Source organism: Rhodococcus aetherivorans, assembly GCF_025722975.1.
Lineage (GTDB): Bacteria > Actinomycetota > Actinomycetes > Mycobacteriales > Mycobacteriaceae > Rhodococcus > Rhodococcus aetherivorans.
This window is the reverse complement of record NZ_CP106982.1, coordinates 139,747-162,396: the sequence shown is the minus strand read 5'-3', so window position 1 is coordinate 162,396 and position 22,650 is coordinate 139,747. Positions and strand designations below refer to the sequence as shown.

Here is a 22,650-nt window from a genome sequence, read left to right as displayed (position 1 = left end):
ACTACCCGTCATCCCCCACCCTGTGGGGGCGGGTGCGGAGCATCGAATCGAGGGCCGTAACCGTGTCAATCGTTACTGGGAGAACGATGGCGCTCCCAGCACCGCATCTCTGAAGGACCGACGACCTGTCATCGAAGCCTGTGTGAACCTCGACCCCGTCTCCCGCAGCACGATGGCCCTGTCGGCTCCGACCCCGTTGGCGTCGTCGATGGCGGCAGTCGAGCCAGACGCGTACAGCCACCGTGCGGTGCAAGATCGCGGTCAGTGCGTTGGCCGGGTAATAGCGGTGGCACGGCACGGGACCGCCGCGAGGGACCAGGTGGCGGTCAACTGCGAACGTTCACCTCGAGCAGGTGCCGCGGTGACCTGCGTTTCGATCCGGTCCATGCCGACCTCGGTCGGGTGGCAGAGAGGGACTGTTCGGTCGCTCTGCTGCCCGTGGGGCACGCGGACGGGAGCTCGCGTGCGCTGGGCCGCAGTATGCCGGTGCTGCTGGGCGGTAGGTGGCGCCCTCGGATCGGGCTGGTGTGCATGGATCGGATTGTGGTCTACCTCGGGACGGACACCGATGTCACGGAAGGAGATCGTGCGGTGTTGTTCGAGGAACTGAGGGCACCACCGGGGGCGCATCGGTGGGCTCGCGCGTTCGGGACGACCCCCGCCGAGATCCTCGGCGGACTGCGTAGTCGGATCGAGTGGCGTTATATCATTGGCGCGCAACATATTTCCGGTTCAGAGCGCCGCGGGTGCGCTGTCCACCGAGCGGACGGAACAGCACACCCGCGGAAATTGTCGTGAGTGCCGGTCAGTTAACGTGTCGCACCGAGCCGGTGTTCCCGGTCGGTATCGGCCGGTCGCTGCCCGGCATCGTCGATCGCACATGGTCTCCTGCTGAGCGCGATCGTCGAGACGGCCCCAGCCACGCTCCAGAGTGCGAGCCAGGTGCAGATCGGCCAGGTGGAGTGCGTCCAGCTATAGAACAGCGTCGCCATGAAGGGGGCGGTGCCGCCGATGACGCTGACCGACAGTGCCTGACTCAACGCGACGCCGCTGAACCGGACATCGGCACTGAATCGTTCCGCGAGGAAGGCCGGCTGCGGGGCTTGCAGTGCCGAATGCACCACCGCCAGCATGAAGGTGATACCCAAGAACGCGGCCCAGCCCGATCCGGTGTTCATCAGCGCGAACAGCACGAACCCTCCGAACAGGGCGGTGAAGCACCCGGCGAGAAGGACAGTACGGCGTGAGAACCGGTCACTCAGATGACCGGATACCGGCAGACTTATCAAATAAACGATCGATGCGGCGAGCAGTGCATTGAGCATCGTGGTACGGCTGATATCCAAGATGGTGGTGCCGTAGGAGACGGCATAGGTGGAAACCAGATAGAACAGGATCCCTCCGGGAGCAATGACGCCCGCGGCCCATGCGACGTCCCGCCATTGACTGCGCAGTAGTGTGCGCACCGGGGTGCTTTGCTGGGCCGATGCAGTCTGCAGTTCGGTGAAGTCCGGGGTTTCCTCGACGCCGAGGCGAATGAACATCGAGATGGCGAAGAGTCCGGCGCTGAGCAGGAACGGAATCCGCCATCCCCACGTTTCGAAAGCGTCGCCGGAGATGTGGTCACTGACGGTGACGGCGATGGTCGACAACAGGAGTCCACCGGGCACCCCCATCTGGACGGTGCTGCCATACAGCCCACGCCGGCGCGGGGGTGAATGCTCGACGAGCATCAGTGCAGCTCCACCCCACTCTCCGCCCATCGCGATGCCTTGCACGAAACGGAGAGTGACCAGCAGGAGCGGTGCAAGCCAGCCGACTTGCTCAAATGTCGGAAGTATGCCGATCAGAACCGTTGCGGTGCCCATCATCAACAGCGAGACCACGAGCGTCTTGCGCCGGCCGACCTTGTCACCCATTCCGCCGAAGAGCACGCTGCCCAATGGCCTCGCCAGGAATCCCACCGCGAAAGTCGCGAAGGAGGCGAGGGTCCCCGCCAGCGGGCTGTATGACGGGAAGAACAGGGGTCCGAACACGAGGGCTGCGGCGGTGCCGTACAGGAAGAAGTCGTAGTACTCGAGTGCGGTGCCGGCGAATCCTGCTGCAGTAACACGAAGCATCTTTGCGGTGGAGCGTTTTTCACGCACGCTCATGATGGTTCCTCCAGAGAGAACAGTAATGTGAGGAAGCGGCAACCGTGGCGTAGTGCACGGTTTCCGGGAGTCGGGCAACGTTCACGCGGACTGTCCTCCGTCGATCATGATCGGCACCGGTGACGACGATGCTCGACGGGAGACCAGGTAGTCCACGGATGCTCGATGACTGTCCGGCCGGATCTACCAACGCGGTAGGGCATCGAGGAAGGTCGTCAGCGCGGTTGTCACGGCATCGGGGCCTTCTTCAGTCACCAAGTGACCCGCGCCTGGGATTCGGGCAAAGGCCGATCCCGGTATCCGGGCATGCATCCGTTCGGCAGCTGCAATGTCGATGCCGTTGTCGTCCTCACCGTGCACGATGAGGGTCGGGATCTCTATCTCCGGCAGGCGGGAAAGGCGTTCGTGCTTGCCGATCCACGAGTTGTATTCGCCCCACACCGACCGCGATGGTCTGGTCCGCCACTTGCGCACCCACGAATCGACCAAATCGGGACGGTTCGCGATGGCCTGCGGACCGAAAATGATGGGAACGAAGGTTTGTGCGAAGCTTGCGGAGATGGGGGCTTCGCTCTTCATGGGTCGGAATACATCGGCGAACCGAGCCTTCTCCTCGCTGGTATAGGCGTCAGCCATCGTGTCCATCAGGACCAGCCCGGCCAGCCGTTCAGGGTGCTTCAGGGCCAGTTCGATCGCCATGAAACCGCCCACGGACATTCCCACCAGTACGAATCGGTCGATTCCTGCTCGGGCGGCCACCTCCAGGCAATCGGAGACCAGCGAGTCGAGGTCGTAGTCGGTGGCATATTCCGATGTTCCGGCCCTGCTGGTGTAGGCGATGGTTCGGTAGCGATCGGCCAGAGCAGCGGTTTGCTCGGTGTACATGGTCCGATCCAGGAGCGTGCCGTGGGAGAAGAGCACCGCTGGTCCGTGTCCCTGGTCTACAACGTCGAAAACCTTCATCGGCTCTTCCCTTTCATGTCATTGGGCCTGAGGCGGCGGGCCGAGGCTCGGGGAGGTTGTGTTCGACAACGGCGGCGAAATCCTCCGGATCGCTCGGAGTGTGCGGGGGAGCATGTCAGTGCAGCAGGTCTTCGAGGTTGGAGTTGAGCGCCTTCGGTCGCGGAACCAGCCACAGACCGATCAGCGCGATCAGCGGCAGTACGGCACCAAAGACGATGACCAGTACATTCCAGCTGTAGACGGTCAGCAATGGAGCGACGATGAGCGCAAGAGTTCCGTAGCTGGCCCACAACATGCCAGAACCCCATGCTCCACCCGTGCCACGAATACGGGTGGGAAAGGCTTCTTGCAAGAAGTTCGAGGATCCGCCCCATAGCCCGATGGTGATCAAGACGTAGACGACGAACCAGGGCAAGATCGTCGACGGTGTGGCCAGGTACACCATGAAGATGGCGCAGACAGATCCGAGCACTCCGACGGACGTGAGGGTGTAGTGGGCGCCTTTGCCCCGCGTGAGGAAACTGGCGGCGAGGATGGTGACGATACCGAGCCAGTTTGCCCAGGTTATTGCGCGGTTGGCCTCGAGAAACGAGATGTCCTTCGCCTGCAGGAAGCTCAGTCCGAAATAGGACATGATGGCGTATTGGGGCACGATGAAGAGGAAGAACAGGGTTACTCCGATGGTGCGGCGACGCATATCCGCTGCCCACAGCTGAGCGAGCACACTTTTCTCCGTCTTGGCGACATCAACGTGGAACTTGCTCGCCCCCGTCCGACGGGCATGCTGGAGGTCCTGGAAGTGCGGTGTTTCCTTGATGACGAAGAAGACCGCGATACCGAAGGCCAAGGGGAGTACGCCGACGATCCAGAACACCGCCCGCCATCCCATGCTGGCTGCGATGTGTTCGGAGAAGAAGGCCGATGTTCCGAATCCGATGGCCCACCCCACTGGTACGGTCCCGGTCATCCATCCCCGGTGCTTCGCAGGTACTGACTCGGCAATGAGCACGGTGGCCAGTCCCCACGAAACGTACCCGACTGTTGCGATCGACCGCATTACACCGAATGACACAGTGTTCCAGGAGAATCCAGCAAGAATAGTGAACGCAGAGCAGATTGCGATAGCTGCGACGAAGAGTGGCTTACGACCGAAGCGGTCCGTCAACGGGCCGATGAGGAACATGGCGATGACGCCGCAGGTGAAGAATCCGGCCGCATAGATGTACCCGACGGCATTGTCGGAGAACCCCAGACTCTGCTGGATGAGGGGATAGCTCGTGGGGAAAATCGCGGCGTCGGCGGCGATGGTCGCGTAGCCGAGCACCCCGAGCACCATGACAGCCCAGTGGTAGGGCCTCAGGCGGTTGCTCTCCGCGGAAAGTGGAGTGGATGGGCGTTCGCGCAAACCATCGTCGATGGCTGTTTCTGGCATCGGGGCTCCTGGGGACATCGAGGAGGAGGGGATCACGCAGTGGCGTGCGCCACACAGTCTGCGGTTTTTTGCATCATTTATCAACTGTACAGCCACGAGGGAGGTCGGGGGTGGCACGTATGACCGCTCTGAACTGGTACTTTTACCGACAGGACGGTGCGACTGGGGTTCAGGTCGACGAATATCCCCCGGATATTTGATACAAGTTACCTGCTCCACGGGGAAGGAAGGTGGGGGAGTGCCGACACCCCGGCCGATCACTGTCACTCGCGGAACGAGACCGATCTCGGCGCAGCGGACGGTCCGTCCTCCACCGTGCCATGAGGGGCCCGGCGTTCAGACGGGCTGGATGACCGGCAGCCCGACGCGCGGCTCTTCACATCCGTGGTCAGCTCACCGCGTTTCTTCCCACGTCGATGGCGCGGGCCCTGGACGCGCTGGACACCATCGAACGGTCGAGAGCGCAAGTTACGCGCGCGTACACGGGCCGAAGCCATCGCGCTGGGGTGGATGCAGCAGCAACTCGACCTGCCGAGTTTCGGACGCACTCGCCCGCCAGGTCACCGGCCGGTTCACCGTCTCAGCCCGGCCGGTGACCTGCGCCGTCTTCCGACGTGTCTGTTCGCCGTCCTCAGTCGTCGTCGGCGAGGATGCCGTCGCGCTTGAGCTTGGCTATCACGTACTCGCCCTCGAACTGAACATGTTCGCGCGACGCAGCCTCCGCTGCTGCCCCGTCCCCACGCTTCAAGGCGTCGAGCATTTTCTGGTGACTCCGAGTGGCTTCGGGACTCGCGCCGGGCGGTGCCTCGTACACGGCCCGTGGCAGGTTCTTGGCCAGCTGCCGCAGCACCGACAACAGGCGCCGGCTGCCGCCCGTCTGATTGATGAGGGCGTGAAACTCCCAGTTCAGGTTATGAAGCACGTCAGGATCGTCGCTGTTCTGCATGAGTTCGTGTAGCTCCTGCAACCGGGCAAGCGTTGGCTGGGTGATACGGGACGCGGCGCGTCGTGACGCGAGCCCCTGCACCATTCCGTAGATCCGGTAGTGATCGTCGATGTCCTCGCGCCGGATGGGGACAACATAAGAACCGCGATGCGGCTCGGAGTCGATCAATCCTTCGGCCTCGAGAGTGATGAGCGCTTCCCGAACCGGCAGACGACTGACGCCGAGATCTTTGGCGATTTGGTCCTGCGGCACTCGCTGTCCCCGAATCAGAGACCCGTCGAAGATCATATTCTTGATGTAGTCGACGACCTGACCACTCATGTTTCGTCGCGCCACCTGCGGACGAGCGTCCTCACGCCGGCCACCGTTCTGTGCAGCACGAATCGGTAGATCGATTCCGGCGTCAGACGCAGTCATCTCGACTCCTAATTTGATCAATCATCAACACGGGCTAGTGTACGTGATCCGTGGGGGGCGCCGCTGACGCATCGCCGCGTGCAACACGCCGCCGCACGCCAATCGTCCCCCAAGTAGCGCATCGACGGCTCTGAACAGCGGGTTTGTGCAGTTCGTCGGCCGACCGCTTCTCCTGGCTCGGCACTTCGCTGTCCGCGGCGCCGGGGCCGGACTCGACTTCGAGGCCACGCGGGCGTAACGTGAGTCACATCTGATGTATCACATATCCAATCTGAGAGGCATGATGACACCCATCGCATCGACCGATCACCTTCTCTCCTCGGCTGTCGTCAACCGTCTGAAGACCGCCCCGCACGTCTTCATCGATGGCGGACAGCGCGCAGCGCGCAGCGGCGAGGAGATGCCCGTCTTCGACCCGGCAACCGGGCGCCAGATCGCGGTTGCGGCTTCCGGAGGAGTGGACGACGTCGCCGACGCGGTCGATGCGGCCCGGCGCGCGTTTGCCGAGTCGGCCCCGTGGCGGCAGATGAGCCCCCTCGACCGCGGACGCATCCTCCACCGGATCGGCGATCTGATCTACCAGCACGCCGATGACTTCGCTCAGCTCGAGGTCCTCGATGCAGGGAAGGTCCTCGGCGCAGCACGAAACATCGATGTCGAGTTCGCCGCGCGGGCGTTTCACTACTACGCCGGCTGGCCCACCAAAATCGTCGGTTCGACCGTCCCGGTATCTCATCCGAGTATCCACGTGCGCACCGAACGCGAACCGGTCGGAGTGGTGGGCGCGATCACCGCATGGAACTTCCCACTTCTGCTGTGCGGATGGAAGATCGGCCCCGCACTTGCCTCCGGGTGCACGATGGTCCTCAAGCCTTCCGAAGAAACGCCCCTGTCGGCGTTGTGGCTGGCGGAACTCGCCGGCGAGGCCGGACTGCCCCCCGGCGTGCTCAACGTCGTTCCCGGCACCGGCGGGACCGCTGGTCAAGCCTTGGTTGCCCATCCTGGGGTCGACAAGCTCACATTCACCGGCTCGACGAAGGTCGGCAAGCACATCGCTCGCCAAGCCGCGGCCGACGTCAAACGGGTGACACTCGAACTTGGTGGCAAGTCCGCCAACATCATCCTGCCCGACGCCGACGTGACGGAGGCGGTGACCGGTTCTGCGGGCGGCATCTTCTGGCACTCCGGTCAAACCTGCAGCGCACCATCACGATTGTTCGTACACAGAGACATCCATGACGAGGTCGTCGAGCAACTCACCGCGATCGCCGGGCAGTTGAGGATCGGACATGGACTCGACGAGGGTGTCGATTTCGGCCCTTTGGTCAACAATGCGCAACTCGAGCGCGTCCGGGGATACGTCGAACGTGCAAAAATCAAGGGCGCCAAGGTCTATCAGGCTGCTCAGGTTCCCGGCGATCTGACCGGGCACTTCCACCCTCCGACGATCATCGCCAATGCGACCGACGACATGGAATGCGTACGTGAGGAGATCTTCGGTCCGGTTGTCGTCGTTCTCGCCTTCGACCACATCGACGAGGTCATCGAGCGGGCGAATGCCGGCGACTACGGCTTGGCCGCGGGTATCTGGACGACGAATGTGAATACCGTCCAGACGATGACGCGCAGACTACAGGCCGGGACCGTCTACGTCAACGGCTGGGGGCTGACCGATCCAGCAGCTCCGTTCGGCGGGTTCCACCAGTCGGGCTACGGCCGTGACCTGGGCCCGGACAGCCTCGACGGATATCTGGAAACCAAGTCCGTATGGACCATGTACAGCTGAGAAAATCCTTCGAACGACGATCGGAAGAACAATGAAGACACGCGCCGCCGTACTGACCGCACCCCACGCCCCGTTCGAAATCATGGAACTGGACATCGACGATCCCGGGCCCGGGGAGGTCATGCTGCGAATGTCCGCGGCTGGACTGTGCCACTCGGATCTGCACATGATGGACGGAGATCTGTCGGTGCGCTATCCGATGGTGGGAGGGCACGAAGCCGCGGGCATCGTCGAGAAGATCGGCCCAGGCGTGAAGAAGGTCGCTGTCGGAGACCACGTGGTCTGCAGCTTCACCCCGAGTTGTGGCATCTGCCGGTACTGCTCGACCGGGCACCAGAATCTCTGCGATGCCGGATCGACAATTCTCGAAGGCAGCATGCCGGACGGCACCTTCCGCCTACACAAGGACGGCACCGACTACAGCGCCTTCTGTATGCTCGGAGCCTTCTCGGAACTCGCGACCGTGTCCGAGTACTCGGTCGTGAAGGTCGACGACTGGCTTCCCCTCGACTCTGCAGTGCTCGTTGGGTGCGGCGTCCCGACCGGATGGGGCACCGCCGTCAATGCCGGCAACGTTCGCCCCGGTGACACCACCGTGATCTACGGCATCGGCGGATTGGGCGTCAATGCGGTTCAGGGTGCGGTGCACGCCGGAGCGAAGTACATCGTCTGTGTTGACCCCGTCGAATTCAAGCGAGACACCGCGCTCAAATTCGGAGCGACTCACGTCTTTTCCAACGCCGAGGAAGCACATGCGAAGGTCGATGAACTCACCTGGGGCCAGGGTGCCGATCAGGCCCTCGTGCTGATCGGCACCATGGACGAGGAAACCATCACCGCAGCATTCAAGGTGATCGGGAAGGGCTCGACGGTCGTGGTCACGGGCGTGTCCAATGCCGCCAACCTCACCGTCCACGTGTCGGGCCAGGAAATGGTGTTCATGGAGAAGACCATCAAGGGCACTCTGTTCGGTTCGTCGAACCCGCAGTACGACATCGTCCGGCTATTGCGACTCTACGATGCAGGACAGCTCAAACTCGACGAACTCATCACCACCCGTTACAAGCTCGCCGAGATCAACCAGGGCTATCAGGACCTGCGAGACGGTAAGAACATCCGCGGAATCATCGACTTCTCACTCTGAGCGCTTCTACCGCGGCCGCTTGGGGCCTTCCGGTCCCTTCCAAGGGACCGGAAGGTCGCCGTGGCATGCTCGCACATCCGGTGAACTCACTCTTAGCCCAATGCCTCAGCAGCACAAAGGTATACGGTACAACCCTCACGTCCGCCCTCTTGCGAAAACACCGCGGGCATGTCACAGTGAATTTGTCCGTACGTATCATTTATCAAATCGGGAGTTGTAGTGCAGACGCACCGTCACGCAGATCGCGCCGCACTTCGCGCGGCCACCGCAGTGGTTGGGGTCGGCACGACCGAATTCGGCAATTTCACGGGTTCCTCCGCCGACGATTTGGGCTTGACCGCCCTCGAGGCTGCACTCGCCGATGCCGGACTCACCACGCGCGACCTCGACGGCTTGATCGTGAACCGGGTGAGTAGCTACGAGGTGGTGGCCTCGCGGATGGGAATTGAACCCCGCTGGTCGGCGCAGCTGCCGGCGGAGGGACGCATGACCGGCGTCGCCATCCAGATGGCGGTGCTGGCCATCGCTACCGGAATGGCCTCTACCGTCGCGCTGGTGTACGGCAACAACGGGCGCTCGGGTGGGCACACCTATGGAGGCGGCGGCGCGAGCGCCAGCGCGGCCGCCGAGGGATACGGCACCAACCCGGCGTTGACCCTGCCGTATGGGATGACCTCGCCCGGAGCCTTCTACGCGATGATGTTCCAGCGGCACTGTGCGCAGTACGGCACCACCGCCGAACAACTGGCGCAGGTTGCGGTCACCCTGCGAGAGCACGCATCGCGGAATCCGCAAGCCGTATTCAAAGATCCCATCTCACACAAGATCTACCTCGAGTCCCGATTCATCGTCGAACCGCTGAAGATCTACGACTACTGCCTGATCAACGACGGCGGCGTGGCCATGATTCTCACCTCAGCGGACCGGGCCCGCGACTGCGCTCAACCACCCGTTCACGTCCTGGGGTTCGGACAACAAGGGCAGCTGCGCAACTCCGATTTCCCGCCGGACGACTTCTGGCGCGAGGCAATCGGCACCGCCGGGCAACAAGCGTATGCAATGGCCGATTGCACTCGGGCCGACGTGGACGTCCTGATGGCATACGACAACTTCAGCCCCAATGTGCTCTTTACCTTGGAGGGCCTCGGATTCTGCGCTCCCGGCGAGTCCGGAGCATGGATCCAGGACGGCCGCATCGGACTGCGCGGTGAACTGCCGATCAACACTTCCGGCGGACATCTGTCGGAAAGCTACATGCAAGGGTGGGGGCTGAACGTCGAGGCCATCCGCCAGTTGAGGAAAACGTGCGGCGACCGCCAGGTGCACGATGCGACCATCGCTCAGTACCTGTGCGCCGCTCCCGTGGTGACCTCGGTCGTGTACGGAGCACAGGCATGAACCCCCGCTATTCGTTGACCGCCCACCTCGAAGGACTGGCCCGGCACGAGCTGTTGATCAGCGCATGCGCAGCCTGCGAAAATCATCAGTTCCCCCCGAAAGCGGCCTGTACTCGCTGTGGAAACACGGAAAGCCCGCAGTGGAACACGGTGAGCGGTGAGGGCCGGTTGTGGTCCTACGCCGCCTTCCACAGGACTTACCTGACCGACTTCTACCTGCCGAGCCCGTACGTCGTCGCGGTCATCGAACTCGACGAGGGCGCCAGGATCTACGGCAACGTCGTCGGCGCGCCGATGTCCTCTCTCCGGATCGGGCAGCGAGTCCGCGCCGACTTCACCACCATCGACGACGGAGAGTCGCACCTGATCTTCGTCGCAGCCGACAAGGAAGGCACATGACCGACACAGCCCCCTCCCTCGGCCCGCTCCGTGGACTGCGCGTCGTCGAGATTGCCGCACTCGGGTCGGCACCGTTCGCCGCGATGATGCTCGCCGACGCCGGCGCGGAAGTTCTGCGCATCAACCGGCCCGGGCAGCACACCGACGACCCCGGCATCCTCGGCCGGGGACGGACCGCACTGAGCCTCGATCTGAAGGACCTACACGATCGCGACCGTGCTCTGGAGGCCATCGACCACGCCGACGTACTCATCGAAGGATTCCGGCCGGGCGTGATGGAACGGCTGGGGCTCGGACCCGGCACCTGCCTGAACCGCAACCCGGCCTTGATCTACGCCCGAATGACCGGCTGGGGGCAGGACGGACCACTCGCCGCTACCGCTGGGCACGATATCAACTACCTGGCCCTGACCGGTGCCCTCCGGTCCATCGCCCGCCAGGGCGAAGTCCCTGTTCCGCCACTGAACCTCGTCGGCGATTACGGCGGCGGCGGGATGCTGCTGGTCACCGGAATCCTCGCCGCACTCTACGAGCGGGTATCCAGCGGTACCGGCCAGGTCGTCGACGCCGCAATGATCGACGGAACCAGCCTGCTCATGAGCGGTATCTGGAACCGTAAGGCCACCGGGAACTGGTCGGGCGAACCCGGCACGAACAGCATCGACGGTGGTTCGCACTTCTATAACGTCTACCGGACCGCGGACGACGCCTTCATGGCCGTGGGCAGCATCGAGCCGCAGTTCTACCAGCGACTGCTCCTCGGTCTCGGGCTCGCCGACGCCGACCTACCGGCACAGCACGACCGGGCGCAGTGGCCCGCCATGAAGGACCTGTTTGCGCGAATCTTCCGGATGAAAACGCGCGCAGAATGGACACTGGTCTTCGCCGAACTCGACGCGTGCGTATCCCCCGTTCTCGCGCTCGACGAGGCGGTGACCGATCCGCATATGCAGTTTCGGAACACCCTCGTCCGTGGTGATCGCGTCGAGCCGGCGCCCGCTCCTCGCTACAGCAGAACACCGGGCACCGCCGGTGGCCGCGGCGAGAACACAGAGCCAGCCGAGACCCTGATGACGCGTTGGGCGTCGACCGTCCGCGCGGCACCGGAGACAATCAGAACAGGACAGCACTGATGGCGGCACCGACAATTATCCGCAGAACAGTCCACGACGGCCTGACACTCGGGAAGAACATCGGTTTCACCGAGGGGCCCGTATGGACCACAGACGGCCGATTGTTCGTCACGAGCGTCAGTCGAGGCGCGCTGTACGAGATCTTCCTCGACGGGCGCCCGGCTGTGGCAGTCGCCGAAACCGGTGGTGGACCCAATGGCATGACGCTCGGCTGCGACGGGCGACTGTGGATCACCCAGAATGGTGGCGGCGCGATGCCCACCCGATCACAGGTGCCGGTCTCGCCGTCCATCCAGGTCTGGGATCACCGGGCGGCCGCCGCGCCGAGCACCATCTTCAACGGAAGGGTTCACGCTCCGTCGGATTGTACGTTCGGACCGGACGGCGCCCTCTGGTTCACCGACCCGAACGGCCACGGCTTCGGCAGCGCAGCCCTGCCGGGGCGCGTCTGGAGGTACGACCCCGCGGCCGATCACGCCTCAGTCGTTCTCGACGACGTCTTCTTTCCCAACGGCATCGCGTTCGGGCCCGACCCGGAACACCTGTATGTCGCCGAGACCGCTCGTGATCGGGTACGCCGCTATGTGGTCACAGCACACAGCGCGACCGTCGATCATGACTTCCCGCAAATCACCGTCTCGACCCCCGACGGCATCACCATCGACGCTCAGGGCGGTCTGTGGGTAGCAGGCAGCAAATCGGGAAAGGTCACCTACTTCGACTCGACCGGCCAGATGTGTGAGCAGTTGGCGATCGGTGTAGGAACGATGCCCACCAGCGTCTGCTTCGCCGGCGACGCGCTCGACCGTCTGATCGTCACCGTTGCCAAGGGCGGGCGCGTACTCGCCTTCCCTGTCGAAACCTCCGGATTACCCACCCCGCCTGCTTCTCCGGCCCCACCCGATTCGTCGCCTGCACACCGCGAGGAACTCCAATGACCGCATCAGCTCCTGCCGCTCGCACCTGGGGGGCCCTGCTGCACGAAATGGCCGACCGCTTCCCCACCCGGGCCGCGATCTCGTTCGAAGGCACGGCCACCACCTTCGCCGAACTCGATCACAGGGTCAGCCAATGGTCGAAGGCGCTGCTGGCCATGGGAATCGGCCGTGGTGACTCGATCGCAATACTGGCCGGAAACCGCCCCGAATGGTTGTACACCGCGATGGCCGGGGCGCGGATAGGCGCAGTTGTCGTGCCCATCAACACCTGGTACAAGACCGATGAGCTCGCGTACGCGCTCGACCACGGTGACGTGAAGGTCCTGCTGTTCTTCGATCGGCTTCGCGATACGGACTACGTTCCCATCGTCGCGGGCACCGTCGCGGCGGTCACCGAGGCACCCGGCCCCGACGGCATACTCCATGACACGAAATTGCCGGCCTTGCACCACGTCGTCGAGCTCGGGCAGCACCGCCTCCCGGCTGCCGTATCGCTCCGTCAGTTCCTCGGCTGCGGAGAACAGATCAGCGACGACGCGCTGGCCGATGCGGAAGCCGCAGTCGAGCCGGACGACCTCGCGTACCTGATCTATACCAGCGGCAGCACGGCGCGACCGAAATGTGTCGCGCTCGAACATCACCACGCCATCGTCAACACCTTCAACATCGGCGAACGGCAGGCGCTCGACGAACACGACCGGTCGTTCCTCGCGACACCGCTGTTCTACGGACTCGGTGTCATCCAGGCCCTCGGCGCGACCTGGACCCACGGCGCCTGTGTGGTTCTCATGGAGGTGTACGAACCGGGCCGAGCCCTCGAACTGCTCGAACGTGAGCGCTGCACCGCGTACTACGGGCTCGGAAACATGACCCGAAGCCTCGTCGACCATCCCGACTGCGCTCGCCGCCAACTCAGCCTTCGCAAGGGTGTCCTCGGCCTGAGCAAGGCGGACCGTCGACTCGCCCGCACCGAACTCGGGCTGACCCTGGGCACCAGCATTTATGGATTGACCGAGTCCTACGGGTTGTGCGCGCTGACCGATGCCCACGACCCCGTCGAGCGGGCCGAGGACACCATCGGACGTCCCCTCCCCGACTGGGACATCCGCATCGCCGACCCGGATACCGACGAGCCCATTCCGACCGGTGAAATCGGACAGATCCTGATCCGCGGCCACGTCATGCGGGGTTACTACAAAGATCCCGACCGCAATCGCGAGGTCATGACACCCGACGGCTTCTTCCGCACCGGTGACCTCGGATACATGGACGAGCACGGATACCTGCACTTCCACTCCCGGCTCTCGGAGATGATGAAGCCCGGCGGCATCAACGTCAGCCCACTCGAAGTGGAACTTCTGGTAGGGGAGATCGCCGGCGTCCGCGAAGTGCATGCCGTGGGCATTCCCGACATCGCCCGCGGGGAGGCGATCGTTGTCTTCGTCGACGCCGACCGAGACGACGTCACCCTCGACCGGATCCAGGACCACGTCCGCAGCAGAGCCGCCAAGTACAAGGCCCCGCACCACGTGATCTACGGAACCAGTGCCAGTTTCCCGCGGGTCGCGAGCGGCAAGGTACCCAAGGCCCGCCTGCGCGAACTTGCGCTCACCGAACTCGGGTTCGACGCCGCCGGGATGCCCACCCCGGCGGTTGACACTCCGCTCTCCGACCACTGACGCAGATGGACTCTCACGTGAATATCGACATCCCCGAGGAAGAACAACTCCTCGTCCAGACCGTCCGCGACTTCATCGACCGCGATGTGAAGCCAGTCGTACACGAGATGGAACACCAGAACGAGTACCCCGAGGAATTCATCGAACAGATGAAGAAGATCGGCATCTACGGGCTGGCCATTCCCGAGCAGTTCGGGGGCGCTCCGGTTTCGATGCCGTGCTACGTCCAGGTCACCGAGGAGCTCTCGCGCGGCTGGATGAGCTTGGCCGGCGCCATGGGCGGTCACACCGTCGTCGCGAAACTGCTCACCACCTTCGGAACCCCCGACCAGAAGGCCACCTACCTTCCTCGGATGGCCACCGGCGAACTGCGCGCGACCATGGCCCTGACCGAACCCGGCGGCGGATCCGACCTCCAGGCGATGCGTACCCATGCACGCCTCGAACGGGACGAATACCTCGTCAACGGTTCGAAGACCTGGATCAGCAATGCGCGCCGCTCCGGCCTCATCGCCCTGCTCTGCAAGACCGACCCCCAGGCCACCCCGACGCACAAGGGCATCTCCATCCTGCTCGTCGAGCACGGCCCCGGACTGACCGTCTCGCGTGACCTCCCCAAGCTCGGATACAAGGGCGTCGAGAGCTGCGAGCTCTCCTTCGACAACTTCCGAGTTCCCTCTTCGGCCGTGCTCGGCGGCGCCGAGGGCCACGGCTTCGCCCAGATGATGAAGGGCCTCGAGACCGGCCGGATCCAGGTCGCCTCCCGCGCCCTCGGGGTCGGCCGCGCCGCGCTCGAAGACGCGCTGCAATACGCACAGGATCGGCAGTCGTTCGGCAAGCCGATCTGGAAGCATCAGGCAATCGGTCACCAACTTGCGGACATGGCAACCAAACTCACTGCCGCGCGTCAGCTGACCATGTTTGCCGCCAGTCGATTCGACGCCGGACTCCGATGTGACATGGAGGCGGGAATGGCGAAATTGTTCGCCTCCGAGACCGCGATGGAGGTCGCGCTGTCCGCGCTGCGCATTCACGGCGGATACGGCTACTCGACCGAGTACGACATCGAGCGGTACTTCCGCGACGCCCCCTTGATGATCGTCGGCGAGGGTACGAATGAAATTCAGAAGAACATCATTGCAGCGCAGCTGGTCCAGAGAGGCGGAATGTAGCCCATGACTTCCACGGGTTCACCACTGAGAAGCGACGTTGTCAGCTTGGAGCCCCAGGGCCTCAAGGGTATCGCCTGCCGGGCGTGCAGCCGGCGTTCGTTCCCGGAGCGGCCGCTGTGCCCCATTTGCGGCGCCGACGCCGTCGACAACGTCCTGCTGGCCGACCGAGGTCGAGTCACCAGCTGGACCATCGTTCACCAGGCCCCGCCCCCGTTACAGACGCCCTACACCTTGGTGACCGTCGATCTCGACGACGGTGTCCGGTTGTTGGGCGCGGCGACAGGCACCGTCGCGATCGACGACGAAGTTGCCGTCGAGTTGTTTACGTTGAAGACCGATTCCTCCGGAGAACCACTGTGGTGGTACCGATTCCGGGGCACCGAGGAGAACCGATGAGCGAGACCTACATCGCCGGCGCCGGCATGGTGCGATTCGGCAAATACCCCGTCGACATCACGTTCGAGAAACTCGCCGTCGGCGCTGCCCGCGAAGCGATGTCCGACGCGGGCGTGACCACCAAGGATATCGAATCCGTCTACGTCGGGCACGTGTTCGGCGGCCCGGTCGCCGGCCAACGCGTCGCGGCGCAGATGGGTCTTGGCGGGCTTCCCGTCTCCAACCACGAAAATTACTGCGCCAGCGGGGCGACCGCGATCCGCGAAGCGTGGATCGCGATCAAGGCCGGGCTGTATGACATCGTCTTGGTCATCGGTGCGGAGAAGATGACCGACCGTGTCTCCGGCGGCGTCATGCCCGACCCCACGGACCTCGATGCCATCAACGGCCTGGTCATGGCCGCCAATCATGGAATGAGTGCGCGGCGGTATATGTCCGACCACGGTGCCACTCGCGAGCAGATCGCCGCGGTGGCCGTGAAGAATCACGCCCACTCGGTGCACAACCCGTTCGCTCAATACCAGCGACCGATCAGTTTGCAGGAAGTTCTCGACGCCCGCACCATCGCCGAGCCACTGGGACTTCTCGATTGCAGTCCCATCAGCGACGGTGCCGCCGCAGTGGTTCTGTGCAGTGCGGCCGGTCTCGCCAGACTAGGGCGTTCATCAGCTCCGCGTATCGCCGGCTGCGCCCTGGTCAGCGGCAAAATCGTCACTGCCGACACCAACCTCAACGACGAGGACGTCTCTCGTCGAGCGGGTGAACAGGCCTGGAACATCACCGGATACGGGCCGGAAGACATCGACCTGGTGGAGATGCACGACTGCTTCACCATCGCCGAGATCGTGCGCCTGGAAGGCCTCGGCGTCGTCCCGGTCGGTGAGGGTGGGCGATGGACAGAGAGCGGTAACACCTCGATCGGGGGCAAACTTCCCGTCAACGCCAGCGGCGGCCTCCTCAGCCGTGGACACCCGGTGGGTGCCACCGGCGTCGCGCAGATCTGCGAGCTCACCTGGCAACTCACCCACCGAGCCGGTAGACGGCAAGTCGACGAAGCGAACGTCGGGCTCGCCTATTGCAAGGGAGGCACCGTCAGCGGCACCGACGGTGGCTCGGTCACAGTCCTGCTGGTGACGCGATGACTGCCTCCACGGTCACTACAATCGACCTCACCGATCCCGCGAACCCCGCCGATGTAGCCGCCTCCCCGGTAGTGGTGCTCGTCTTCCGCGGCGCAGACGGTGATCAGACGCTCGACACCGCAGACCTCGAGCATGCGGTGGCACATCCGCTGCTGTCCGCGTTCTCCGCCGTTCAGCATCACTGGCCGTCGATAACCGAAACACACGGTCGCGGTCGGGTGGTCGTCCTCGCCCCCGCGTCTGCGGCCCTGGGGGATCCGCTCAGACCATTGGATTGCGCGGTTACGGGGGCTCTGATCAGCTTCGTCCGGTCGGTCGCGATCGAGTTGCAGCGGCACGGCGGTGCCGCGAACGCGATCTTCTTCGACACCGACCCCAACGAACCGGCCGTTACCGAGCTGATCGCCACGGTGACCGCTGAGCATGCCACTGCGGTGACCGGCCAAGAACTTTACGCCGCCAATGGCGCCGACCTCGGGAGGCTGCACCCATGAACCCCGACCACCAGCAATCCGCGCCGCGTGCTCGTGTCGCCTTCATCACCGGCGCTGCGGGCGGCATCGGACGGGGTATCGCCGAACACCTGGCCGAACTCGGATACAGCCTAGGGCTGTCGGACATCTCCGAAGTTGCATTGCAAACCGTAGCGAACGACATCGCCGACGCAACCGGTGTAGCTGTGTCGGCCCGAGCCGCAGACCTCGCCGACCGGCAGTCCATACAAGCCGCCGTCGATGCCACCGTCGCCGATCTCGGTGGACTCGACGTTCTGGTGAACTGCGCGGGAATCCTCAAGGACGCCCGCATCGAGAAAATGGACCCCGCGGTTTTCCGCCAGGTCATCGAGGTCAATCTGATCGGGATGCTGACTACCACCGCCGCAGCTCTGCCAGCGCTGCGCTGCTCTGGAAGTGGCCGGATCATCTCGTTGACTTCGCGTGCCTGGCTGGGCAACTTCGGCTCCACCAACTATGCCGCCTCCAAGGGGGGGATCGCCGGCGTGAGTAGAAGCCTGTCGTTGTCCCTGGCGCCCGACGGCATCACCGTCAACTGCATTGCACCCGGGTTCATCGAAACACCGATGTCGAATTCGATGCCCGCCCACATCCTCGATCGGGTCCGGCACTCCATCCCGGTCGGCCGGGTAGGACGGCCCATCGATGTGGCCCGCGCGGTTGCCTTCCTCGGCGACGCCAACGCCGGTTACGTGACCGGACAGAGCATTCCGGTATGCGGGGGTCGAAGCATCAGCGGCTCGATCAGAAAGGACACCGTCTCCGCGTAACGAGAAGACCCGTCCGGACATTGCGCAGAAGACCGCCCTTTCAGCTGAAGTCAAAACACCACGAAAGGGTCAGCATGCCTTCCAATCCCGTTTACGCGAATCCGAACGATCTTACGAACAAGGTCGTCCCCCCGCTGGTAGCCGATGTCACCGATGACTGTCGCACCGCGCCCGTCCGCGGACCGCGATCCATACGGAATCTTGACCTGAGTTAGGACATTTGGCTTAGTGTCCCGATTCGAAGCCGAGACGGGTGAGAATCTCCAGTTCAGCAGCAGGGATCTGCGGCGGAAAGTCCTGGACGGCGCCGTTGATGGCGATGGTCGAGGTTCGTAGCGGCCGCAGTTGCTTGACCAGCCTCGCGATCGCCACACCGGTGTGGTCCTGGGCGCAGCGGGCGACGGCCAGAGCGGCGAACACGATGGTCAGGTGCGCCTCGATGGCGTCGCGGGTGCGGTGGAACATCGGCCGTGCCCGCAGATCGGTCTTCGACATGCGAAACGACTGCTCGACATGCCACAGGTCGTGGTACTTGCCGATCACCTCGCCCGGTTCCATGAGCGTGACCGGGATATTGGTGACGTATCCCTTCAAGCCGACCAGCGATCGAGCTCGTGCCAGCGCGGCATCATCGAGTCGCTGACCTGCGGTGGTGGTCTTGACGAAGCGCGTCGCCTTCGACTTCTGGGTGCCCTCGACCACCGCCCGCGCCCTCGCCTCCTGGGCATTGAGAGTCTGGTTGTCGCGCACGGCACGTTTGCGGGTGTACTGCCAGATCGCCCGCCACGAGGTGGGATGCCGAACCGGATCCCAGACCGGTTCGGCCCGCCTTTTCACGGTGTTGACCACGCTGCGGGCGTGCCGGGGGGTGACGGTGTCGATGATCTGCCCATCGGTGAACACATCACCGTGCCAATGGAAATGGGACGTCAGATCAGCGGGCGCCTTCGTCACCCGGGAGCCGACGATGAACTTCAGGCCGGCCTCGTCGAGAGCGGTGAGATTCGCCGCCGACAGCATGCCGGCATCGGCGGCGATGACCATCTCCACGCCCTCGAGGTCGTGCCGGGCTTGGAACTGACGCACCATGGGGACCAGGGTGTGCGTTTCGGCCTTGTTGCCCTCGAAACAGGCGATCTCCAGTGGGAACCCGGTGCGGTCGACGAGCAACCCGACCACGATTTGTGGATCGACCCGGCGCTCTTTGGAGTAGCCGACCTTGCGCAGGTCGTCTTCCTTCTCGGCCTCGAAGTACAAGGTGGTCACATCGAACAGCAGCAATCCCAACCCGCCGGTGCTGGCCGCGTACTCGAAGCAACGGCGGGCGATCCGGTCGCGGTAGTCGCCGGTGATGATCTGCGCGAGGTGGCGTTGAATCGTTTTGTACGACACCGGATCAGCGCCGAGATCGTCGAGGACGCGCAGGGCATCGATCTTCGAGGTCGGTTCGACGATCCGGGCGATGACCAGGTCTTTGAACACCGCGTCGTCGATGATGTCGAAGCCGAGCCCGTCGTAGACGAAGGTGAGCACGTCGTAGAGCAACCGGGCGCTGGTGCGCACGGTTCGTCCCGCCCCGGCGAGCTCGCCACCCTTGCTCGTCGTCGGGCCGGGCAGTTGGCCGGTCCGCCAGTCGGCAACATCGGCGATCTGCTCGACGGGCGTCGGCACATCCAGCTCCAGCACGCCTTGATCGCCGTGCAGCAGGTGTCGGGCTCGTTCGAGCAGAATGCCCAGCTCGACGTCGGTATGCGCGGACCCGACGTGAGCGAGGATCTCGTGCCGGCCGCGGTGTTTGCGCACGACCTGCACCGCTACCGCCCCGGATGCGGTGCGCACTTTCCGCACGAATGCCACGGCCCGAACCTACCTGCTTAGTGTCCCGATCCGCTTCGTCGACGTCGTGAATGCGCAGGTGGAAGCCTCGGCAGGTGTTCTACCCGCCAGTAATGTCCTAACTCAGGCTTGACGCCCGCGGCCGATGTCCTGACGAATTCTCTACACCCCGGGTCCGGCGTCCCTGCGGCGCAGCGCCCGCGGGTCCCGACGCCGGAACGGCACGAGTCCGGCGGCATCACCATCTCGTCGCGGCGCCGCCAGGAACGCCACGGCCAGGGCGGCGGACACGGCGGCCGGCACGAGCGCCGGGGGGTGCAGATGCTGCAGCGGGACGAGCAGCGCCGCCGTCGCCGCTGCCGGAAGTGCGATCGCCGACAGGACGGCGGGCGCGGCGGGCAGCGGCTGCGGCCGGGGGCGAGCGGTGTGCAGGCGCCGGTGCAGCACCAGGTCGGCGGTGGCGCACAGCTCGGTCAACTCGGCTCGTGCCCCGTCGATCTCCGCGCTCGCCCGGTGCGCGAGCAGCGAGCGCAACCGCGTCGGCGCGATCCGTCCCGGCGCGTCGTCGGGGGGAGCGCACAGCAGCGCCACCTCGACCAGGCGCGCACGCACGTCGGCCACCTCGTCGAGCGCGGTGAGGAGCTGCGCACGGTCGTGTGAGCGGTGGGTGCGCAGGTGCCCGAGCAGCCGGCGCCGATCGGTGTGCAGGTGTGCCCGGGCGCCGACCCAGCAGATCAGGTGGTAGAGCATCTCGCGGGTGCCGTCCCCAAGGTAACCGTGACGGTCTGCGGCGCCGAGATCGACCAGCATCGCACGGGCGTCGTCGCGGACGCCCAGCCGCGCCCCGGCCCGCACCGGCGCATCGGCCAACGGTTCCGGATGCCAGATGCGCAACCGTCCGGATGCCCGCGACACCCCGTCGGCGAGGGTGCCTGAGCGGGGAGGTCCGACGAGCCGGCGCACCGCATCGGACCCGTCCCCGGCGACCTCCACGACCAGTCCCTCGACGGTGCGCTCGGCCGCAAGCGGACGAGCGGTGCGAACGACCACCTCGCGGAGCGGGCGGTACACCGCGGGGTCGGGCAGCCGGGTGTCGAGCCGGGGGAACACGTCGACCAGGCCGGCATCGGCGGTCACCCGGAACGGCGCCAGAAATGCGTCGAGCGCACGACGGAATCCGGTGTCGGCACCGTCGAAGAGGGGATCGCTGTGCCAGGTCAGCACGGTGCCGGGCGCCTCGGCGGTCAGCTCCTCGCACACCAGCACCAGTCCGCCGCCGGGCACCTCCCACAGGGACGCACACGCGCCGGGCGCGCCGACACGGGTCCGGCCGGGCGCCGACGGTGGAGTGTCCGCCGCCGGACCCCGGACCGGTCCGAAGGCGACGGGGCCGTCGCCGGGATCCGTGAGGTGCCGGAACGCCAGCAGGCTCGGTGCCCGCTCGACGTGATCGGCACCGGGGGCGTCGGCTATGCGTGCCGGGAGGAACGGCTCCGTGCCGGCAACGGCGGGAACGGCGGGAGGAAGCCTGCTCGCTGCGACGTCCAGCGGCAGGAACATCACCTTCAGCACCCCGGCCCGAGCCGGGGACGGCATCGGTTCGGCATGCATGGCAACAACATCGGTATACCGGCGCGGCATCTGATTCTTCGCTTTCGGCACGGTGACGAGGTCGGCGCCTCCGGCGCGCAGCGGTCCGCCCCGGCCCGGGGACGCAGCTCCCGGGCCGGGACGGAGGGATCCGGGAGGGTCAGCCCGCGGCGGTGGCGTCCTCGAGTTCCGTCACGCGAGTCAACGCCTCACGCAGTCCCCGGCGGAACCCGCGGGTGTGCTCGGCGCGGGCGAGTGTCTCCAGATCATTTTCCAGGTTCGCTCGAATTCTCCCGAGCGCGTGCTGTGCCGTGTTCATGGGAGATGCGATTCTCTCGTCGTTTTTCTGATGGTGGCAGGCAGTGCGGAATGGCGAGCCAATTCGTCGAGGACGTACAGTCGCGCGGTCCGAATTCCCCGGTGATATCCCGGAAGGAATTCGTCCCCGGGGTCCACAAGGGCGATCTCGTTTCCGAGCTGCGCGTAGAGTCTCTCGAGAACTGTTGTTGTGAAATCCATTTCGTTCGGATCGGTTGTCGTAGATCCGCGGTCAGCTCTTCCGCTTGCGGAGGAACTGGGTGGACTCGAGCGCCTTGGCTCGTTTTTCCGCGCGCCGCTCCTTCAGGGTGCGGGCGGACTGTTTGGAACTCTTGACGGCGGGCTTGGCGGCCATTGTCAATCCTTTCCGAATCGGCAATCGCAAACTGGCCACGACCATACCCAACAAAAAAATAAAGTCCAGTTCGCCGGAACGGCGCCCGGCGTCGGTACCCGCCCGCGGTGGCGGTGCCGCCGGAGACGCGCCGTTTTCGAGGTGGTGGGGGTTCGGGCCGTAGCACGCG

At 64.7% G+C, this 22,650-nt stretch carries 21 protein-coding genes and 1 pseudogene; 14 read left to right on the top strand and 8 right to left on the bottom strand.

The window, feature by feature from the left end; all coding sequences use genetic code 11:
• Positions 1 to 264 precede the first annotated feature (264 nt).
• Complete coding sequence (locus OCS65_RS29895) at positions 265 to 798, top strand: alanine racemase C-terminal domain-containing protein (protein ID WP_377437278.1); 534 nt, start codon at positions 265 to 267, stop codon at positions 796 to 798.
• Positions 799 to 809: 11 nt separating this feature from the next.
• Here the strand turns inward: OCS65_RS29895 and OCS65_RS00805 are convergent, their stop codons facing one another.
• The 4 genes from OCS65_RS00805 to OCS65_RS00790 form a co-directional block, all read right to left on the bottom strand.
• Positions 810 to 2,153 carry an MFS transporter gene (locus OCS65_RS00805; RefSeq protein WP_006931468.1) on the bottom strand — a complete coding sequence of 448 codons (1,344 nt, stop codon included), beginning with the start codon at positions 2,151 to 2,153 and terminating at the stop codon, positions 810 to 812.
• A 183-nt stretch (positions 2,154 to 2,336) separates the two neighbouring features.
• Positions 2,337 to 3,116, bottom strand: a complete 780-nt coding sequence (locus OCS65_RS00800; RefSeq protein ID WP_050034290.1) for an alpha/beta fold hydrolase — start codon at positions 3,114 to 3,116, stop codon at positions 2,337 to 2,339.
• Between the two features lie 115 nt (positions 3,117 to 3,231).
• Positions 3,232 to 4,548: an MFS transporter gene (locus OCS65_RS00795; protein ID WP_168578849.1), complete on the bottom strand. Its 1,317-nt coding sequence runs from the start codon at positions 4,546 to 4,548 to the stop codon at positions 3,232 to 3,234.
• 631 nt (positions 4,549 to 5,179) lie between these two features.
• Entirely contained in the window at positions 5,180 to 5,911 is a 732-nt protein-coding gene (locus OCS65_RS00790) for a GntR family transcriptional regulator (protein ID WP_006931474.1), read from the bottom strand.
• Positions 5,912 to 6,191: 280 nt separating this feature from the next.
• Between OCS65_RS00790 and OCS65_RS00785 the strand changes: the two genes are divergently transcribed.
• The 13 genes and pseudogenes from OCS65_RS00785 (at position 6,192) to OCS65_RS00730 (ending at position 18,382) form a co-directional block, all read left to right on the top strand.
• Entirely contained in the window at positions 6,192 to 7,697 is a 1,506-nt protein-coding gene (locus OCS65_RS00785; RefSeq protein WP_263508451.1) for an aldehyde dehydrogenase family protein, read from the top strand.
• Positions 7,698 to 7,728: 31 nt separating this feature from the next.
• Positions 7,729 to 8,841 carry an NDMA-dependent alcohol dehydrogenase gene (locus tag OCS65_RS00780; protein WP_006931479.1) on the top strand — a complete coding sequence of 371 codons (1,113 nt, stop codon included), beginning with the start codon at positions 7,729 to 7,731 and terminating at the stop codon, positions 8,839 to 8,841.
• 219 nt (positions 8,842 to 9,060) lie between these two features.
• Positions 9,061 to 10,239 carry a thiolase family protein gene (locus OCS65_RS00775; RefSeq protein WP_258008474.1) on the top strand — a complete coding sequence of 393 codons (1,179 nt, stop codon included), beginning with the start codon at positions 9,061 to 9,063 and terminating at the stop codon, positions 10,237 to 10,239.
• Positions 10,236 to 10,355 (top strand): annotated as a pseudogene (locus OCS65_RS29890) (zinc ribbon domain-containing protein); the annotation flags it as partial. The gene OCS65_RS00775 and the pseudogene OCS65_RS29890, both read left to right, overlap by 4 nt.
• A gap of 33 nt (positions 10,356 to 10,388) precedes the next feature.
• Positions 10,389 to 10,637, top strand: coding sequence for a Zn-ribbon domain-containing OB-fold protein (locus OCS65_RS00770; RefSeq protein ID WP_006931483.1), 249 nt, complete (start codon positions 10,389 to 10,391; stop codon positions 10,635 to 10,637).
• Positions 10,634 to 11,770 (top strand): CaiB/BaiF CoA transferase family protein, encoded by a 1,137-nt coding sequence (locus OCS65_RS00765; protein WP_102799427.1) that lies wholly within the window; start codon positions 10,634 to 10,636, stop codon positions 11,768 to 11,770. The genes OCS65_RS00770 and OCS65_RS00765 overlap by 4 nt, the downstream gene beginning before the upstream one ends.
• Positions 11,770 to 12,708, top strand: a complete 939-nt coding sequence (locus OCS65_RS00760) for an SMP-30/gluconolactonase/LRE family protein (RefSeq protein WP_006931487.1) — start codon at positions 11,770 to 11,772, stop codon at positions 12,706 to 12,708. Before OCS65_RS00765 ends, OCS65_RS00760 begins: the two co-directional genes overlap by 1 nt.
• The gene (locus tag OCS65_RS00755; protein WP_263508446.1) at positions 12,705 to 14,387 is read left to right on the top strand and encodes a class I adenylate-forming enzyme family protein; all 1,683 of its coding nucleotides are present in this window, start codon (positions 12,705 to 12,707) and stop codon (positions 14,385 to 14,387) included. Before OCS65_RS00760 ends, OCS65_RS00755 begins: the two co-directional genes overlap by 4 nt.
• Before the next feature lie 17 nt (positions 14,388 to 14,404).
• The gene (locus OCS65_RS00750; protein WP_050034298.1) at positions 14,405 to 15,559 is read left to right on the top strand and encodes an acyl-CoA dehydrogenase family protein; all 1,155 of its coding nucleotides are present in this window, start codon (positions 14,405 to 14,407) and stop codon (positions 15,557 to 15,559) included.
• A gap of 45 nt (positions 15,560 to 15,604) precedes the next feature.
• Entirely contained in the window at positions 15,605 to 15,955 is a 351-nt protein-coding gene (locus tag OCS65_RS00745; RefSeq protein ID WP_221776156.1) for a Zn-ribbon domain-containing OB-fold protein, read from the top strand.
• A complete protein-coding gene (locus OCS65_RS00740) occupies positions 15,952 to 17,097 on the top strand; it encodes a thiolase family protein (RefSeq protein WP_006931494.1) in 1,146 nt (381 codons plus the stop codon). Before OCS65_RS00745 ends, OCS65_RS00740 begins: the two co-directional genes overlap by 4 nt.
• Complete coding sequence (locus tag OCS65_RS00735; RefSeq protein ID WP_165039823.1) at positions 17,094 to 17,591, top strand: Rossmann-fold NAD(P)-binding domain-containing protein; 498 nt, start codon at positions 17,094 to 17,096, stop codon at positions 17,589 to 17,591. Before OCS65_RS00740 ends, OCS65_RS00735 begins: the two co-directional genes overlap by 4 nt.
• Positions 17,588 to 18,382, top strand: coding sequence for an SDR family oxidoreductase (locus OCS65_RS00730; RefSeq protein ID WP_263508442.1), 795 nt, complete (start codon positions 17,588 to 17,590; stop codon positions 18,380 to 18,382). The genes OCS65_RS00735 and OCS65_RS00730 overlap by 4 nt, the downstream gene beginning before the upstream one ends.
• A gap of 225 nt (positions 18,383 to 18,607) precedes the next feature.
• Here the strand turns inward: OCS65_RS00730 and OCS65_RS00725 are convergent, their stop codons facing one another.
• From OCS65_RS00725 to OCS65_RS00710, 4 genes are all read right to left on the bottom strand, one after another.
• Positions 18,608 to 20,239 (bottom strand): IS1634 family transposase, encoded by a 1,632-nt coding sequence (locus OCS65_RS00725; RefSeq protein ID WP_263508292.1) that lies wholly within the window; start codon positions 20,237 to 20,239, stop codon positions 18,608 to 18,610.
• A 141-nt stretch (positions 20,240 to 20,380) separates the two neighbouring features.
• Positions 20,381 to 21,829, bottom strand: coding sequence for a hypothetical protein (locus OCS65_RS00720; RefSeq protein ID WP_263508440.1), 1,449 nt, complete (start codon positions 21,827 to 21,829; stop codon positions 20,381 to 20,383).
• Between the two features lie 139 nt (positions 21,830 to 21,968).
• Positions 21,969 to 22,127, bottom strand: a complete 159-nt coding sequence (locus tag OCS65_RS00715; RefSeq protein WP_006931502.1) for a hypothetical protein — start codon at positions 22,125 to 22,127, stop codon at positions 21,969 to 21,971.
• Positions 22,128 to 22,358: 231 nt separating this feature from the next.
• Positions 22,359 to 22,481 (bottom strand): hypothetical protein, encoded by a 123-nt coding sequence (locus OCS65_RS00710; RefSeq protein ID WP_006931504.1) that lies wholly within the window; start codon positions 22,479 to 22,481, stop codon positions 22,359 to 22,361.
• Between the last annotated feature and the right edge of the window lie 169 nt (positions 22,482 to 22,650).